Below are 16,528 nucleotides of genomic sequence, written 5' to 3'. Positions count from 1 at the left end.
TTTTGGCATCATCCTTGTTATATACATAGCAACCCGAATGTATATCGCGATTAACATACATCCTAAAAACGAAAGATTGTTTAACGTAAAAAAGAGAAATCATGGATGTTATCAACGAAATTATCAGTCAGAGTGCCCTAGGTTCCCTATCCAAAGGATATAAAAGCCTGGTACTGTCCGTTTTCACTTCAATAGTGCTGACCCTTTTCGTGATGTTAATTGCCATTATTGTCAACGGCAGCCAGTTGCATTTCAGTTTCGGATATTAAACTCCAGACTGTCAAAATGAGATCAACGGTAAATCATCGCGTTCTTGCGTCCCCATTGTTCAAGGAATTTCGGCTCAGCCTCAGAAAGGTCCAATAGGAAACCATTGATGACGGCGAACTTATAACCCCCATCCTTCTCCAAGAGAAAGGTGGGGTTTTTTCCTGCCTCCAATTCTGATTCAGGCATCTTGTACCCCGGTGCGGCCAGGTGTATCGGGATGGGTGAATAAAGCATATCGGCCGGGATGTCCTTTATCCTCACACAGGTAAATCCTTCCAAAAGTAAATCCCTTACTCGGCCTGGATCCTCAGTCAGTTCTCTCATATTCTCGAATACCTCCGGATATACCTTCCCCCAGACCAGGGTGTACCCGCTGGCGTCAAAGGTTTTGTAGCCGTAAAAGGTGGAGAGGTCGCCCTGATCGACAATCCGGCTGCTGAACCAATAATCTCTATTCCCTTCCTTGTCTACTTCCAGCTGATGGATACCTATGTCCAGGATATAGGGATTTCCCAGCAGATTGTAAGTGACCTCCGTCAATTTGAGATCGAACAGTTTCCTGTCATTTTCGGGGATCTGTTCATAGGATTCTATAGGGATGTCCCGGTAGTTTTCCGTGGCTATGGAATAGAGGGCTGAGAGGATAGAGACATAATTCAGTTTGCGGATCTCCTGTTTCTCCCGGTCATTGGCATACCCCCCTGATTCTATAAGGATGGTGCTCGTACCCCATTTCTGGATGTTGTCCCCAAAGGCCCTGGGCTCAAAATCATCATTATACCGGCCAACCTGGCCAGGGGCGTATTTCTGTATGATCCCGTTCATAAAGACAATCACCTTCATGGCATTACCGCGCCCTTCATTAATCTCCTTCTCATAATTATAGGCCGGGGCCAGGTATGAGATCGTCGCCGGTTTATCGGTTCGTTCGGCATTGTAATAGGTGCTCTGATCGTGCAGGTTAAAACCGAAATCGGCCTCCAGACTGTCGCGTACGCGTTTCAGGGTCCGGCCCTCCGGGGATTGCAGCCTGAGCGCATCCCGATTGATATCGATCCCGAGCCTGTTCTCCCTTTGGAAAACCTCGGCCCCGTCCGGGTTGAGCATAGGGAGGAAATGAAGCCGGAGATTACTGAGAATCTCTGTTTTCTCCTCCTGGAAATCATCACTTTTGAAAAAGTTCAGGATATCAAAGATCGCCTGGGTGGCAGTAGGCTCATTTCCGTGCATCTGTGACCAGAGGAATACGTCTTTCTGGCCCTCCCCCAGACTGATCAGATTTAGCGATCTTCCTTCGATAGACTCCCCCACCTTCTGAACCGATATCCCCGCATCTTCCTTGTGCACCCCGATAAGGTCCACAATATCCTTGTGCTTGATACGGCGTTTATCGAGCCTTGGCTCTTTGTAGGCCTCGTAGGTCTCGTAAAGGGAAGAGGTGATATCCTTTTCCTGCTTCACCTGGGGGGCTTTGTCCTTACATGCACCAAAGAGTACAAGAAGGGCGAGTATTTTTCCGTACTTCATATTATTCCTGTTCTGGTAAAGGTTTAAAATTCCATTTTCTCGTGGCTTTCCTGACCCTGGCCATGAATTCCTGACCCGGATCCTCCTTTTCAGTCCTGTAGGCGGGATCTTTTTCCAGCCATAGTTCATGGCCTTCAAAAAGGGTGTATTCATAATGGCCGATAAGGTATTCTATGTCGTATTTATTACTGAGATAATTTACCAGCCAGATATTCGATCTGAGTTGAGCTTCGGTCAGAGGTGTATCTGCCGTGCCACCCACGTTTTCGATACCCAGGGCACAGTGATTGAGACCGATCACATGCCGACCCATCACGGTCTCAGGCAGGAGCCTGTAAACAGTGCCATCCCGGTCTACCAGGAAATGAGATGAGACATTGAGTTTTCCGGCCTCTCCGACCATGGTTCGCCATTGGGGTATGGTCGTATCATCAAAGGCGTCAAAAGAGCCTTCTAAGGTAGGAATGGCCGTCCAGTGGAGAACGATCATCCGGGGGGTGATATAAATGCTGCTGTCCTTCAATCCATATCTTTCAGCCATGTAAGCCTGGGTGAGTTGTTCCCGCTGGGCATCAAAGACGATAGGCCTGTCTACAATTCGTGTTGAAGCGCAGGACCAGAGCAGCAAAGAGAAACAGAGCCAGAGCAATCCTTTACCTGTTATTTCTTTTCTCATTTTCCCACCAAATTAGTTTCTTCACCTTCATTTAAAGGGATCCCGTATTGTATGACCACTTTCTTACGGCCCCATTCCCGGGCTTTTTCCACATCCACCCCCATAAAGATATCGATACGGTTTACCCATCTACCGTGCATTTTGTCCTTCACCCGGAAGACCCCTTCAAATCCCTCGATCTTTACCGGTGTATCGTATCTCAATCCTTTTTTCAGCAGGTCACGGGAGACCGCAATGCACTTCATCCCGGGCTTGAGGGTATCTCCCCATGCTGCGATATTTACCAGGGAATCTGTCTGGGAAGCCACTGCATTGTAGGCCGTTGCGGTCACTTCCATGGATTCCCAGGTATACTTGTCCTCTTCATCGGCACAGGAAAGCAGCGGCAGACAGACCAAAATTAGGATCCCGGTAAAGCTGATCAGACCCCTCATCTTATGGCGTTAATTGATTTTCAAGGATCATCAGGTCTATCCCAAATTCCTTCCATCTGTTCTGCAAGTCTTGTGGGGCAGGGACAAATGGCAGGGTAAAACTGCTTACGATTATATCCAAATCCCCATCCCCGTCAATATCTCCCTTGTCCATCAAAAACCATTTTGCTTTATCCGAATCAGCCACCTTAAAGGTCTCGAATTGATAGGCGGCGGGATCTGTGTTATCCAGAAACAGGAAGGTACGGTCCGGAGCATTCTCGTAGTCTGGAAAGGTGGAAAGCAGTCCAAAGTCCATGTCACCATCCTGGTCAAAATCGCTCGCCAGGACCCGTGTCGCCCCGTACATAGGGTAAAAGAAGACCTTAGTAAAATTATTAAGACCGTCGTTCAGGTGCAATCGCATGCCGTGATAGGGTTTTGCAACATAGGATTTATCGGCATTGTCCCCGTGGACAGTTACAATATCCAGGTCCCCATCTCCTTCGTAATCCATCAGTTCGAACCAGCTACTCCCATATACGGGGTTAAAACGAATGACTTTATGTGCCTCAAAGGAGAGGTTTTTCTTTTGAAAGAGGATCGTGATACTTTCGTCTCCCTGTGAAGTGAGGGCCACGAGATCCAGAAGTCCGTCATTGTCCATATCCCGGGACACTACCCTGATGGTCCCGGGCTGATTCAGCAGAGTTCGCTTTTCGTACTTCCCTGAGGCGTTCTTTACAGAAAGGGACAGTTCTCCGGTCAGGTCCCCGAACTCACTGATTACCAGTTCCTCCTGCCCGTCCCCATTGAGGTCCTCTGCCAGAGTATGAACGGGCCGATGCAGCGGATGTACCACTTGAAGGGTATCCGTTCCCCTGATCTCATAGACCGTTCCCCTGGACAATGCACTGGGGTGGATATTTCCTATGGTCGTGATAAACGCGTGCTCCTCCCCTGGTTCGTAAGCGACCACCAAGCTCGTAAAGTACCCCAGTTCCTTTAATCCTTCGGCAGGTGAATAGGACATCAATTCCCCCCGCATATCCCCCATGATCATTTTTCCGAGGGAAGGTTTGAATTCGAGATAGGCATAAGAACGCTTTATGGGTCCACTGAACGATTGGAGAACAGATTTGAATTTCTCCAGTTCTCCCGCCTCCACAGATATCCTGATCTGCGGTAAGGAATCCGGGGCCTGCTCCAGGATGTACTCTTTTAATAACGCCCAGTCTTCTTGGGCTATGGTGGGTGTTAACGGATAAATTCCGGTCCGGATAACCGCTTCCATTTCTTCATAGGACAAACCGGCAAGGGGGTCATAGCCCTTGTCCCGGATTCCCATCCTGGCTCCCATATCTGGCAGGATAGCCTCTTCCCAGATCTTTCTGGGCAAATGATCGATCTGGGGTGCTATATGGCAGTTCGCACAATGCGTTTCATACAGCTGAACCTGCCTTTCTTCCCTGCCAGTGCCACAGGAAGAAAGGAGCAGTAAGCACAAGGTCAGATACAGAGCGTAGATTGACCCAGTATCCATCGAGGATCTTGAAAATGTTCGTTTGTGTTTTACAATGCTATGGCTGTTTTTCATATGCTTTTAGACGAATCATATTTCCTATCTTCGGCTTTTATTAGTTTTCTCCGGAGATTTCAGATCCAGTCCTGAACGGATCAGAATTTCGGAAAGTTACAAATATCGAAAGTGAAATGAAGAAAAAAATTATGAGGTTTGCCCTTATCCTCGTCCTGTTCATTGGGGGTATCGGTATATGGCAATATCCCAAATTGAATCTGATCTCCGGATACGCGGCAAAGAATACCGCTTCAACTATTTTTATCGCCGGTCGGACCCTGGCCTCTGTATCCGAAAATGACAATAACGTTCCCCTGATAGAATTGGCCGAATCTACCTATGACCCTTCCAAAAAGACGGCTGGTGCAAAGGTTTTCGGGCTCATGGAAAGAACGGCGATCTGTACCGACGGACTCGGATGCGTCCTGGTCAACGGAGACATGGATAGCAGGATGGTCATGGAGGTCCCCATGAGGGTCCGAAACTCCATACCTCTGCCCTATCCACACGGGCATCTACCTGCAAGGGATACCACCTTCGGGGAGGTCAACTACACCCAATTGGATTTAGCTCTCGATCATGTCTTTGCCGATACGGTTAAGACAAGAACTGCCCTGATCCTATATAAAGGGCAGGTCCTGGCAGAACGTTATGCGGACGGTTTTGATCAGGACACTCCCATTTTGGGCTGGTCCATGACCAAGAGCGTTCTGGCAACCCTCTACGGTATTCTGGAATTCCAGGACAAACTACAGATTGCGGACATAGTGGATCTGCCTTCCTGGAGTGAGGACGACAGAAAAGAAATAACCTTCGATCACCTGCTTCGCATGCAAAGCGGCCTTGAATGGGATGAGAATTATTCAACAATCTCCGATGTCACTAAAATGCTCTTCATGGAATCTAATATGGCAACGGTTCAGGCAAATAAACCTTTGGTAGCCCAACCCACTGAGGTCTGGAATTATTCTTCGGGAACGAGCAATCTTCTCTCTGGTCTATTGAAGGGTAGCTTTTCTTCCTATCAGAATTATCTGAATTTCCCGTACAAGGCCCTTATAGACAGGATAGGAATGCATTCTATGGTCATTGAGACCGACCTGGCAGGAAATTTTGTAGGGTCGTCCTACGCATGGGCCAGTACACGTGACTGGGGGCGATTTGGACAACTATACCTCCAAAAAGGAGACTGGAATGGGGAACAGATCTTCCATCCTGCCTGGGTCTCCTATGTAACAGAACCCACTGAACATTCCGACGGGGTTTACGGGGCCCATTTCTGGCTCAATGCCGGAGGTAAATTCCCGGATGTCCCCAGGGATATGTTCTCAGCCAACGGGTATCAGGGGCAGCATGTATTTATCATTCCATCAAAAGATCTGGTAGTGGTAAGGACGGGTCTGGCTGAGGCTCCTCAATTCGATACCAACCTGTTTTTAAAGGAAGTGATAATGGCTCTGCCCTGATGTTCTATCCCTGTTTTTGCCTGAAAATAGGGTTTCACAACAAAACGAACGGGGTTGACAACAAAAGTTGTTCAACGAGAAAATTCTGCTCTATGTTTACAGTGTCTTTAACAAGGAGTTAATTTTTTCATTTTCATATAGTGTTCTCGTAAAAAGGCCCCGATCTCAACAGACGGGGCCTTTTTTAATGGATGAAAATGAAATCCCCATTATGGGATCCAGTTGTTCTTCCCAAAATCAGGTTTGCGTTTTTCCAGAAACGCATTCCTTCCTTCCTTGGCCTCATCAGTCATATAGGCGAGTCTAGTTGCCTCTCCCGCGAAGACCTGTTGTCCTACCATGCCGTCGTCTGTCAGGTTCATGGCGAATTTCAGCATCTTGATGGAGATGGGTGACTTGGCCAGGATCTCCTGTGCCCATTCGTAGGCGGTCTCTTCCAGGTCGTCATGAGGTACCACGGCATTGACCATGCCCATTTGACAAGCTTCCTCCGCAGAATAGGTCCGACCGAGAAAAAAGATCTCCCTGGCCTTCTTCTGTCCCACCATCTTGGCGAGATAGGCCGACCCGTATCCCCCGTCAAAACTGGTTACGTCAGCATCGGTCTGTTTGAATTTGGCGTGCTCTTTACTGGCCAGGGTAATGTCGCACACCACGTGCAGACTGTGTCCCCCACCTACAGCCCAGCCCGGGACCACTGCGATTACTACCTTGGGCATAAACCTGATCAGCCGCTGTACTTCCAGGATGTTAAGCCTGTGATATCCGTCTTCTCCCACATACCCTTTATGCCCCCTTGCCTTTTGATCTCCTCCGCTGCAAAAGGAATACACCCCATCTTTTGAAGACGGGCCTTCAGCCGACAACAAAACAACACCAATCGAGGTATCTTCCTGGGCATCGTAAAATGCCTCATATAATTCCCTTGTGGTCTTTGGCCTGAATGCATTTCTCACGTCCGGTCGGTTGAAGGCGATGCGGGCAACCCCTCCGGATTTTTTATAGGTGATGTCCTCGAACTCTCTGACGGTCTTCCAATTTGCGACTGAATCCATGATCTTTGTTTTGGTCAGTAAAGATAAGTCATCCGGACAGGCCTCACAACGCATGCGGAAAGCGACTTACCTTTCTTGTTGCTTTGATTGTTCCTCCTTGAGTCCGATCCACTTCGAAAGGTATTTGCTGCTGGCCATGGTGTGATGGAGGAGCATAGAGCCAAGGAGGTTGTTCTCCCTTATTTCATCGAGTTGATGGGTAAGAACGTCCAGTTGATTCATCAATTCTTCTTCAAACGCCGTACAGCAGAAATCGTTGCGCAACATATCGTCACCTCTTCGCTGAAGGTCCTCCCATAGCTTCTTTTCCCTGTACAGAGACACGGCCAAAGAAGCGAAAAGATGGGGGTCATCTGCCACATATTCCTTTTTATCTGCCAAAACGGTCCCCTCTGCAGCGATGGAGGTCATGGCTGAGGGGGTCCCACAATGAATGGCCTCAAACATCTTCCCTTTGAGACCTGCCCCGAAACGCAGGGGCATGAGGTTGACCCGGGCTGTACGGAGGACCGTGGATACATCGGGTATCCATCCCTTCACAAAAAAATTATCTTCGGGTGCCCTGAGATCCGTGACCTTCCTGGGCAGGGAAGCCCCATAGATATGGACACAGGCGTCTGGCAGTTTTTTTCTAATTAGAGGCCAGACCACCTTCTTTAAATAGCTGATAGCATCCGTGTTAGGCAGGTGCCTCCCGCTTCCGATAAAGACAAAGTCCTTTCGGTCCTCAAAAGGCAGGCGATCGCTTTCTTCTACGAGATCGGCCTCTTCAAAGATAAAAGGCAGGTAAAACAACTGGGGAGTAAGTGAGGGTACATGCTCTTTTAACCAATCCATCTCAGCTCGGGAAATGATCAGGGACAGGTCGCACCGAAAGAGGGAGGCGAGTTCCCTTTTTGTGATCTCCAGGGTCTTCCATAGAGAGGGGGTGAAGTCGACCCCATTATCCAGGGCTACTTTTCGTGCCTGCCTCAGGGAATGCAGGTCTTCTGTATCCACGATACGAATGGCACGCGGGAGGATCCGGGCTACCCTCCAGCCAAAGTACTCCTCGGTAAGGAACCTGTCGAAAATAACTATGCCGGGGTCTAATTCGGAAATAAAGGCGTCAAAACTGTCATGGTTCAGTCGAATCCTGGAAAAATTCACCCCCGGGATTTCAGGAAACTCCCCTCCCGTCGGGAGGGCGGCCGCCGAACTGAAAGTGATCTGATATCCCCCGGATTTAAAGAGGGAGATGAGTTGCAACATACGCACCCCTGCGGCCGTGGCCGTCGGATCAGGCCAGTTAAGACCTATGAGAAGCAACCTGGGGTTGTGTTTTTCCATGGTCACATCCTTGATGCGAACTTCTGGGAGATCTTGAGCCTGAGTTTGCGCTCGTAATCTTCTTGGAGCCAGTCCTTGTAATTCTTGGTGTTGTTCATGATGCAATAGGAGTACTGCTTCACGCGATATTCTATCTCGTCCTTCAGTTGTTTGGCCAGAATCCTCGCTTCGAATACGTCCTTACTGTTCTCCACACATATCCTCGCGTGTTGCTCAATACTTTGTTCGAGGACCGTTTTAGACCTCAACCCCTTGGCGAAGATCTCTTTATAGGCTGCCTTGACATCAAAATCAATCTCGTCGGATTTAGAGAATTTTTCCCTGAGTTCGGGAGGCATCTCGTAGACAAACTCACGCTCTATGTCCTCGTCGTTCTTGATATTCTCCAGGTAGAAATCCGGGAAATGGAAGATCTCCTGCCAGTCTATGGGGGCATCCCACATCCCGAAGCGGGCAATATTGTTACCGAGGTCCACAACCGTGAATTCATCCTTGTTTGGCAGGATGCGCGATCCTCTCCCGATCATCTGGAAATAAAGGGTCAGGGATCGGGTAGCCCTGTTCAGGATGATGGTCTCAACGGTTGGCTCATCGAAACCCGTGGTCAGGATACTTACCGAGGTGAGTATAGCGTCAGGGGTTTTGGCGAACCAATCCAGTATTTCCCGCCTTTCGGAGGCGGTATTCTTATTGTCCAGATGGCGAATGGGGTATCCCGCCTTTTTGAAGGTCTCGTAAACATAACGGGAGGTATTGATCCCGTTATTAAAGATCAGTGTCTTGGTCCCTTTGGCAATTTCCTCGTACGCGCCCAGCAATTTGCCGAGCATATTCTGGTTTCCGTACAATTCATCAGACGATTTTACTGTGTAATCCCCGCTGATCCCCAGTTTTAGGGATTTAAGGCTTACATCGTAGCTGTACATATTCGCCTTGGCCAGGTATTTGTTCTTGATGAGCGAGTCTATAGACTGTCCCACGATCAGCTTTTTGTAGTGATCTTTCATGGGAAGTTTGATGTTCGAACTCAGGGGAGTAGCCGTTACACCCAGAATGGTGGATGCTTCAAAATATTTAAAGAGCTTTCGGAATGAGTTGTAATGGGCCTCATCAATGATCACCAGGCCGATGTTCTTAAGGGAAATGGTACCTTCCTGCAGCCTGTTGTTCAGTGTTTCCACCATGGCTACGTAGCACATATGGGGATCATTGGCCGGTAATTCCTTTACATCGCTGTTTATGATCTTGTTCTTTACGCCAAAACCGCGGAGCATCCTGGAAGTTTGATGGCTCAGTTCTATCCTGTGTGTAAGAACCACCACCTTTTCCTTCCGGTGGGCGATAAATCTCCTCGTAATCTCGGAAAAAACAACGGTCTTCCCTCCTCCCGTCGGTAATTGATAAAGGAGATTGGAATGGTCAGCGGGATTGTCCAGGTGCTCAAATATGGAATGGAGGTCCCTTTGCTGATAATCGTAAAGGGTCTTTTCAATATTTTCAGTGGAAATCGACAAAAATGTCAGGTTTTGGGGTTAAAATTCTGCTCTTGGGGTTCTTAAATCACCAATTTGCAAAACTAGAGGATTTTTTCCCTTTAATGAAATTTAAAATCCGAAATCTGGGGTCAGTAACCCTGCTGGAGGTCGACCTGGTTCCTCAGCTCCTTCCCTTCCCTCAACCTGAAAAAATTCTCGGCTAGCTGGGGTACGACGGACTGGGGGTCAGACACACTGGCCACATGAGGCGTGATTCGGATCTTTGGATGTTCCCAGAATAAATGACCGCTTGGGAGGGGTTCCTCCTCAAAGACATCCAGGCATGCTCCGGAGAGCTGTCCGGAGTCCAGTAAAGGAATGAGGTCACCCTCCTCCAGGTGTCCTCCCCGGGCAACGTTGATCAGGAACGCACCATGAGGCAGCTGCGAGAGGGTTTGCTGGTTGAGAATCTTTTTCGTTTCCGGGGTCAGGGGCAAAAGACATACGAGTACTGTGGATTTTGAGAGGAATTCCCGGCGCGACTCTATCCCGTGAAATACGTGTACCCCGGGGAGCTCTTTTGGGTTTTTAGACCACCCTATAATCCGGAATCCCATTACCCTTAATTTATCTGCCAGCTGGGTCCCAAGGGTGCCAATGCCCATTATTCCAATAGTATGGTCCGCAATACGACTATAGGGCCTGGGTTGCCAGAGCCCCTTTTCCTGATCCCGGGCGTACTGGTCCATGTTTTTTAAGTGGCCCATGATGGCTGTGATCACGTATTCGGCCATATCATTCGCCAGGGCGTCGTCTACCACCCTGGTGATGGGCACTCCCTCTGGACGAGTGGGATCCCCAAAGATAAAATCGACCCCGGCCCCGAAGGAAGCTATGCATTTGAGATTTGGGTAGGCCTTCAGGCTACCTTTAGGATGTTTCCACACTACAGCCATTGTGATCTTTTCCGCGGGATGTTCTTCTTCAAAATGATATACCGGGAGGGATGGGTATTGATCCAAAAAGGCTTTTTTCCAAAGCCCGAGTTTTCCGTCCTTTCTGATGAGTACTATGGCCATTGGTGTATTTGCATTATAATTTTGTGAATACCAGAGTTTCGTATACGCGTTCGAATTCTTCTGCATATCCCCAATCCTGTTTTCGAGCCTGTGAAGAAACTGCTTCCAGCCGTTCAGTGAAGGCATCCCTGAGGGCATTGCGAGCAATATGCGAGACCGCCTCGGTAAAAGAACGGAGCATACTCTTATAAAAAGCTTCATGGACCTTGTGGTGGGAAGCATAGCGCTGGGCAGTCTCCAGGTTAAACAGCATGAGGTCGGCCAGCAGATAGGGATCCATGCCCAGGGTCTCGAATTTCCTGATCAATTTTTGCGCCACCGACCGTCTGGCTCTGGGGCGTTTCCTCTTCACAGGAAAGTATTCGTTGGAGATCCTGGCCTTTGCCTCGCCCAGGAGTTTATCCTCCTTTGGGTTGAAGACAAAATCGTAATACGTTTTCACCTGGGAAATGCGCTCGTACAAGTCCATGATCTGGATTTCCAGATCCTTTTTTTTAAGGTCTCGGACGTACTTCTTTAAAGCTGATTTGCTCATCTCTCTGTTTTGGCCGGTTACAAGGTACTTATTCTGCCTCCAAAATCAAGATTCGTCCATTAAAACCCCATATTTTACGGGACGGGGGTGCAAATACTAAAGTTCTCATAAAATATGTATAACAATAGGGGGGTGCTTTTGGAAAAGACAGAATAAAAGTGTATAATGAGAGAATGTAATTTAAAAAAAATTCTGTATACATATGAGGCAACTAAAGATTATCAAGCAGGTCACGAACAGGGAGTCCAAATCACTAGACAAGTACCTGCAGGATATCAGTAAAATAGATTTGATTACGGCGAATGAAGAAGTAGAATTGGCCCAACGTATCAGGGCTGGAGATCAGCTGGCCCTTGAAAAACTGACCAATGCAAACCTTCGATTCGTGGTTTCCGTGGCCAAACAATACCAAAATCAGGGACTGACTCTCCCCGACCTGATCAACGAGGGGAACGTAGGCCTTGTAAAAGCTGCCAAACGCTTTGACGAAACCCGGGGCTTCAAATTCATTTCCTATGCTGTCTGGTGGATACGGCAATCTATCTTGCAGGCTCTGGCGGAACAATCCAGGGTGGTCAGGCTACCGCTGAATAAAATCGGCTCCATAAACAAGATCAAAAAAGCCTTTTCCTACCTGGAACAGGCCCATGAAAGGCCGCCATCGGCCGAGGAGATCGCACAGGAGCTCGATATGACGGTAACCGAGGTCAAACAATCTATTAAGAATTCAGGGAGACACATTTCCATGGACGCCCCACTGAAAGAAGGAGAGGATTCCAATCTCTACGATGTCATGCGGTCTGGTGAATCCCCAAAACCCGATAAAGGACTGATGCAGCAATCCCTGAACACAGAGATCAACAGGGCCCTGGACACCCTGTCTCCCCGGGAGGCCGACGTAGTAAAACTCTATTATGGCATTGGCGATCAGCAGTCCATGACCCTGGCAGAGATAGGTCAGACGTTCGACCTGACTCGAGAGAGGGTACGACAGATCCGGGAAAAGGCCATCCGTAAACTCAGACACAATACAAGAAGTAAACTCCTCAAAGCCTATTTAGGTTAATCTTTACTGTCTTTAAAAATTAAAAGGAAGCCCGAGGGCTTCCTTTTTTCTTAATGGATATACACTAAAACACTTAAGAACAGCTAAGCCTGCTGATCTCAAAGTCTTTCAGGATCTCATTGAGGTCCTCAATGAAATTCAGGTACGCTGCATTGTCATAATTTGGATTTGCCATAAGCTTGGGGTTTTAGGGGAAGCCGAACTCTTCTAGAGATAATCGAGTTCTGCTAATTCGTTGACGCTTAAAATTTCATTCAGATCTTTAAGGAAGTTTAGGTATTCCTCACCGTAGGTATCGTATAACATGATCGTTTGGTTTTAGTAGAGATCGGGGACTAAAGTTTAACTATATAAACATATTTTATCTGTTCAGGATCACCAATTCTTTGTGGTGTACTCATTGATAATTGTTGTATATAACGCAATTTTTGAGGTGCTTATTGTGGGATCAGAAGCCGACCTGATACCGGAGACCTGCAGAAAAAGCCCAGAAGAAATTACCCGGGGCAAAAACGAATTCCTGTCGGGTAAGGCCCAGGTGGATCCTGTAAATGGAAGGGTTGGAATTAAAGGAAAACTGGTATTCCATCAGAAGTTGCTGAGACTCTACAAAAAGGAGGGTCTCCGCGACCAGGACACTGTTGGCAAGGAATTGTCTGAATTCCGGCATAAATCCCATCCCGGCAGTCAACCCTATATAGTTATTTGCGTCCTTCAGATATCTCCGGGCGTTAAGAACCCCAGAAATTCCGAGAGTGTTGTTGTTTCTGGGCGTAACATAGGGCCTGAGAGAGAAGTAGTAATTCCCCTTATACAAACCAGCAGACCCGGTAAAAATAGTGACCTCACTATCGGTAAAGGACAGGTACCTGGCTCCAAGGGAGGTCTCCACCCCTCCAGGCAGGTTAACGTACAGATCCCCTCCTACTCTGTGTTCCGGATATATCTCAGATTGGCTGTACCCGTAATTTATATAGGCGTATACCGATTTGGAGAATTTGGGGTAAAGATCGAGCTCATACTGAATACCGTCTATCCCAAATCGGTTACTGTAATTGATTCTGGGTATGATCTTCCCTAAATCCGTCCCAAAGTTAAATTCAACGCCCGTATAGTACATGGGATCAAAAACCACATCAAAGAGATCTGCTGAGCTGAAAAGTGCCACAAAATTTCTGTTGCCTTCCTGCTCTTCCGCCTTTTCGGCCTCTGTTCCGGTATCCGTTCCTTTTTCATCCCAGGATTCGAGAATACTGTTCCTAAGACCCCTGAGATCTGCATCTTCCGGCAGGTAGATAAGGGCCTTGTTTGCCAACCCTATAGCTGTATGTTTATTCTTTGCGTAGATCTCGTTGCGGATGGCCGCTTCCCAAACTTCCTTGTTGGATTTTTCGGAGGAAGTGATCCTGTTGAAGAGATTGCGTGCCTGAGTATAATCTCCGTCCCAGCTATAGGTTTTGGCCAGGAGGTTGCTGACATCCGTGTATTCGGGATAGTAAGCTAATATATTTCTCAGGGTGTCGCGCGCCTCTTCACGTTTTCCCTCTCCAGCCAGTTCCATTGCCCTTTTCAGAGAGCGATCCGGGTCTTTAGGAAAGGCAGCCTCCTGTGCTTTTAGCTTAAGAGGTAGGCCCAGGAGGAAAACCCCGAGGATTACGATACCGGTTTTCATGGTTCTGTTATTCATATCCATCCTCCTCAAAATTCAGGTACCCCAGATTGTCATCCCGAAACAAGGTTTGATCCTTCTTCATTTTGTCTTCCGCCCTCTTGATCTTGCTCCTGAGTTCTTCACTGTCCAATCTGTGTTTCTTGATCAGGGCTTTGAGATCCAGCGCTTTGTAATTCGTGTCGGACCAGAAATACACATCCAGCAATGCCGAATAGGCATCTGCGTATACCGGATATTTCTTGATGGTTTTTTCAAGCAACTGGGCTGCCTGTTCGTATTCCTTATTCCAGGCGAATATCCTGCCTTTGAGGATTTCCGTATCCGCATGTCCGGGCACTTCTTTCAGGATGTGTTCGCACAACAGCAAAGCCCTCTCCCGGTCTCCCGAGATGGCAAGATCCCTGGCGGTCCTGTAAGCGTTGTCGTAATCGTCACTGTTAAAAACACTATTGATCCATACCATTTCTGATTTTTCCTTCAAGGTGTTGACCTCGTCCTTTGCCAGCGTGTTGCCCGGCAGAAGTTTGTTGTTCCTGGTAACATACTGATTGATTGCTTTGAAATTCCTGAAAGAAGTGCGGAGTTCGTCCACTCCCCCGGCTTCCCCTGGTTCAAAAAGATTGAGGTCGGCCCCTATGCGGTATACTGAATTTCCCGAAATACAAACATTGCCGCGGATATACTCCTGAATATTGCCGCGATGGCGGAACAGGGGGATGATCTTATCTTTCTCAAAAAAACCTTCATGAAAGAGTCCGGTTCCAAGCCAGGATACCATCTCCGGGACGGATACCTGATATTGGGAATGCAACAGTCCGGCCAGTTCGGGAAGTACATCCGTATGAGCCACCAGGGAATTGATCCGTGAAGGCGATATGAGCATGGGACTGCTGATGATGAGAGGGACACGGTAGCGCCCCAGATAGTCCTTTTGGGGGAGTTCACTGAGATTATGGGTACCCGTAATGATAAATATCGTATTGTAGAATTCAGCTTTCCGCTTGTATCCTTCCATGAATGTGCGCACCGCCTGGTCTGTGTAGAGCAGGCTCGCGAAGATCTCTTCATTTTTGCGGATCAGGCGTTTGTTCCGATCCGCAATCTCTGCCTGCGTACTGATCTCTTCCACCTTTTTCTCGTATTTGTCTAGGGATGGTATCAAAAAGGGACTTTTTGTGCTCTGGGTAAGGAAAACATCCAGCCTGGGGCGGTCAACGCTGGTGTAGTCATCAAACCATTTGCGGAACAGCTCTGCATCGGGGTAACCCAGGGAGATTCCTGCAGCATCTTCCTCCTGAAGAAGGTATTGGGGCCCAAAGGTCTTCCTGCCTGAAATGAGATCTACCCCTTCGTGATGAAGGAATCTGCCGAGATTTTCCAGGGAAATGTTTCCTCCGAAATTAAATGAGGTCTGATACCCATCCTCGTTCAACAGGTCGAACAGCGTATAGCTCTCAGGCAGGGATTCGAGGTTGGTAAACCCCTCTTCGCCAAAGGGCAGGGAACCAAATATAGAAGGAATACTCGCAGCTGGCTCCCCTGTGTTACTGAGGCCATGCGGCCAGTACAGGGATTCATTGAGCAGAGAGTTCAGATAGGGCATAAATGCCTTAAAGGGGGCCTTTTCCCCAATAAAATCCGAGCCCACCCCATCCATGATGATAAAAACAATGTTAGGCCTTTCCTGCTTCAGCTGAAAATGAGAAGCCAGGGCTGAAGAGGATTCTAAAGGCCTGAGTAAGGGATATTCCTCCTGCCCTTCGTATTTATTGAAATCCAGTGATTCCTTCATCTGATGGTAGATGAGGTGTTCGGTCTTATTCTCGTTTACCGGGTTTTTTCTGGTGATCAGGGTTGCCAGGAACAAGCTGAAAATGATGATAGTAAAAGGGTACATCCTGCTGACGGCGGAATAAAAGTTCGCCGTGATCCTGTAGAAAAGATACAGGAGGGATATGGCGAAAAAGACAAAGACGGGGATATAATAAAGGAAGGTCCATCCGGTTGTGGCTTCTATGCGGTCTGTGAAGCCAGCCCCGAGGATCTCGTAGTTGGCGATGTAATACCTCGTAAGGAGTCCTTCTGCCCCCAGAAGGAACACAAGGATCATCGTCACCATTTTGAACCCTGCGTCAGACTTTAGCTGTTCCAGAAACTTAAAGGGGAATACCAGTGCCAATGCGGTGAGGGAGGCAAATCCGAGATGGTGTACTGCCAAAAGAAGAAAGCTTTTATTCAAGATCCCATCGAAGACTCCAGCGCTGTATAACCTTATATTCTGATAGATGGCGATCACGAGCTGACACAGGTAAAAGGCCAGGATCAGCCTGATGAAATCCCGCAGGTCCCGTTTCTTTGCCCGAATGTCAATCTTTGTCCGCATAGC

General features: G+C 48.1%; 14 protein-coding genes. 3 read left to right on the top strand and 11 right to left on the bottom strand.

The window, feature by feature from the left end; translation table 11 throughout:
• Positions 1-101: 101 nt before the first annotated feature.
• The gene (locus GWK09_RS12150; RefSeq protein WP_163693731.1) at positions 102-269 is read left to right on the top strand and encodes a hypothetical protein; all 168 of its coding nucleotides are present in this window, start codon (positions 102-104) and stop codon (positions 267-269) included.
• 22 nt (positions 270-291) lie between these two features.
• Here GWK09_RS12150 and GWK09_RS12145 read toward each other — a convergent pair whose 3' ends face one another.
• The 4 genes from GWK09_RS12145 to GWK09_RS12130 are packed head-to-tail and all read right to left on the bottom strand — an operon-like array spanning position 292 to position 4,429.
• Entirely contained in the window at positions 292-1,797 is a 1,506-nt protein-coding gene (locus GWK09_RS12145) for a M14 family metallopeptidase (RefSeq protein ID WP_163693730.1), read from the bottom strand.
• 1 nt (position 1,798) lies between these two features.
• Positions 1,799-2,473 carry an N-acetylmuramoyl-L-alanine amidase gene (locus GWK09_RS12140; protein WP_163693729.1) on the bottom strand — a complete coding sequence of 225 codons (675 nt, stop codon included), beginning with the start codon at positions 2,471-2,473 and terminating at the stop codon, positions 1,799-1,801.
• On the bottom strand, positions 2,470-2,907 hold the full coding sequence (locus GWK09_RS12135; RefSeq protein ID WP_163693728.1) for a 3D domain-containing protein: 438 nt from the start codon (positions 2,905-2,907) through the stop codon (positions 2,470-2,472). The genes GWK09_RS12140 and GWK09_RS12135 overlap by 4 nt, the downstream gene beginning before the upstream one ends.
• 1 nt (position 2,908) lies before the next feature.
• Complete coding sequence (locus tag GWK09_RS12130) at positions 2,909-4,429, bottom strand: FG-GAP repeat domain-containing protein (RefSeq protein WP_163693727.1); 1,521 nt, start codon at positions 4,427-4,429, stop codon at positions 2,909-2,911.
• A 170-nt stretch (positions 4,430-4,599) separates the two neighbouring features.
• Between GWK09_RS12130 and GWK09_RS12125 the strand changes: the two genes are divergently transcribed.
• Positions 4,600-5,931, top strand: coding sequence for a serine hydrolase domain-containing protein (locus tag GWK09_RS12125; protein WP_163693726.1), 1,332 nt, complete (start codon positions 4,600-4,602; stop codon positions 5,929-5,931).
• Positions 5,932-6,140: 209 nt separating this feature from the next.
• On the opposite strand, the gene GWK09_RS12120 is transcribed toward GWK09_RS12125, so the two are convergent.
• From GWK09_RS12120 to GWK09_RS12100, 5 genes are all read right to left on the bottom strand, one after another.
• Positions 6,141-6,986, bottom strand: coding sequence for a 1,4-dihydroxy-2-naphthoyl-CoA synthase (locus GWK09_RS12120; protein WP_163693725.1), 846 nt, complete (start codon positions 6,984-6,986; stop codon positions 6,141-6,143).
• Between the two features lie 66 nt (positions 6,987-7,052).
• Positions 7,053-8,315: a glycosyltransferase gene (locus GWK09_RS12115; protein ID WP_163693724.1), complete on the bottom strand. Its 1,263-nt coding sequence runs from the start codon at positions 8,313-8,315 to the stop codon at positions 7,053-7,055.
• Positions 8,316-8,317: 2 nt separating this feature from the next.
• Positions 8,318-9,829 carry a DEAD/DEAH box helicase gene (locus GWK09_RS12110; RefSeq protein ID WP_163693723.1) on the bottom strand — a complete coding sequence of 504 codons (1,512 nt, stop codon included), beginning with the start codon at positions 9,827-9,829 and terminating at the stop codon, positions 8,318-8,320.
• A 110-nt stretch (positions 9,830-9,939) separates the two neighbouring features.
• The gene (locus tag GWK09_RS12105; protein ID WP_163693722.1) at positions 9,940-10,869 is read right to left on the bottom strand and encodes a 2-hydroxyacid dehydrogenase; all 930 of its coding nucleotides are present in this window, start codon (positions 10,867-10,869) and stop codon (positions 9,940-9,942) included.
• Between the two features lie 13 nt (positions 10,870-10,882).
• Positions 10,883-11,404, bottom strand: coding sequence for a DUF6155 family protein (locus tag GWK09_RS12100; protein WP_163693721.1), 522 nt, complete (start codon positions 11,402-11,404; stop codon positions 10,883-10,885).
• A gap of 202 nt (positions 11,405-11,606) precedes the next feature.
• Between GWK09_RS12100 and GWK09_RS12095 the strand changes: the two genes are divergently transcribed.
• Positions 11,607-12,470, top strand: coding sequence for a sigma-70 family RNA polymerase sigma factor (locus GWK09_RS12095; protein ID WP_163693720.1), 864 nt, complete (start codon positions 11,607-11,609; stop codon positions 12,468-12,470).
• A 448-nt stretch (positions 12,471-12,918) separates the two neighbouring features.
• Here GWK09_RS12095 and GWK09_RS12090 read toward each other — a convergent pair whose 3' ends face one another.
• Together GWK09_RS12090 and GWK09_RS12085 are read right to left on the bottom strand one after the other, a co-directional pair.
• On the bottom strand, positions 12,919-14,142 hold the full coding sequence (locus GWK09_RS12090; RefSeq protein WP_163693719.1) for a YaiO family outer membrane beta-barrel protein: 1,224 nt from the start codon (positions 14,140-14,142) through the stop codon (positions 12,919-12,921).
• Between the two features lie 7 nt (positions 14,143-14,149).
• A complete protein-coding gene (locus GWK09_RS12085) occupies positions 14,150-16,525 on the bottom strand; it encodes a sulfatase-like hydrolase/transferase (RefSeq protein WP_163693718.1) in 2,376 nt (791 codons plus the stop codon).
• Positions 16,526-16,528 lie beyond the last annotated feature (3 nt).

This window comes from Muriicola jejuensis, assembly GCF_010671595.1.
GTDB classification, from domain to species: Bacteria; Bacteroidota; Bacteroidia; order Flavobacteriales; family Flavobacteriaceae; genus Muriicola; species Muriicola jejuensis.
Note: the sequence above shows the minus strand (reverse complement) of the source record. Positions and strands in the feature narration are given on the sequence as shown.

Bases quoted from the DNA above. Each gene is read 5' to 3' on its own strand.
- GWK09_RS12150 (WP_163693731.1), top strand. From the start codon at position 102: ATGGATGTTATCAACGAAATTATCAGTCAGAGTGCCCTAGGTTCCCTA.
- GWK09_RS12145 (WP_163693730.1), bottom strand. From the start codon at position 1,797: ATGAAGTACGGAAAAATACTCGCCCTTCTTGTACTCTTTGGTGCATGT.
- GWK09_RS12140 (WP_163693729.1), bottom strand. From the start codon at position 2,473: ATGAGAAAAGAAATAACAGGTAAAGGATTGCTCTGGCTCTGTTTCTCT.
- GWK09_RS12135 (WP_163693728.1), bottom strand. From the start codon at position 2,907: ATGAGGGGTCTGATCAGCTTTACCGGGATCCTAATTTTGGTCTGTCTG.
- GWK09_RS12130 (WP_163693727.1), bottom strand. From the start codon at position 4,429: ATGGATACTGGGTCAATCTACGCTCTGTATCTGACCTTGTGCTTACTG.
- GWK09_RS12125 (WP_163693726.1), top strand. From the start codon at position 4,600: ATGAAGAAAAAAATTATGAGGTTTGCCCTTATCCTCGTCCTGTTCATT.
- GWK09_RS12120 (WP_163693725.1), bottom strand. From the start codon at position 6,986: ATGGATTCAGTCGCAAATTGGAAGACCGTCAGAGAGTTCGAGGACATC.
- GWK09_RS12115 (WP_163693724.1), bottom strand. From the start codon at position 8,315: ATGGAAAAACACAACCCCAGGTTGCTTCTCATAGGTCTTAACTGGCCT.
- GWK09_RS12105 (WP_163693722.1), bottom strand. From the start codon at position 10,869: ATGGCCATAGTACTCATCAGAAAGGACGGAAAACTCGGGCTTTGGAAA.
- GWK09_RS12100 (WP_163693721.1), bottom strand. From the start codon at position 11,404: ATGAGCAAATCAGCTTTAAAGAAGTACGTCCGAGACCTTAAAAAAAAG.
- GWK09_RS12095 (WP_163693720.1), top strand. From the start codon at position 11,607: ATGAGGCAACTAAAGATTATCAAGCAGGTCACGAACAGGGAGTCCAAA.
- GWK09_RS12090 (WP_163693719.1), bottom strand. From the start codon at position 14,142: ATGAAAACCGGTATCGTAATCCTCGGGGTTTTCCTCCTGGGCCTACCT.
- GWK09_RS12085 (WP_163693718.1), bottom strand. From the start codon at position 16,525: ATGCGGACAAAGATTGACATTCGGGCAAAGAAACGGGACCTGCGGGAT.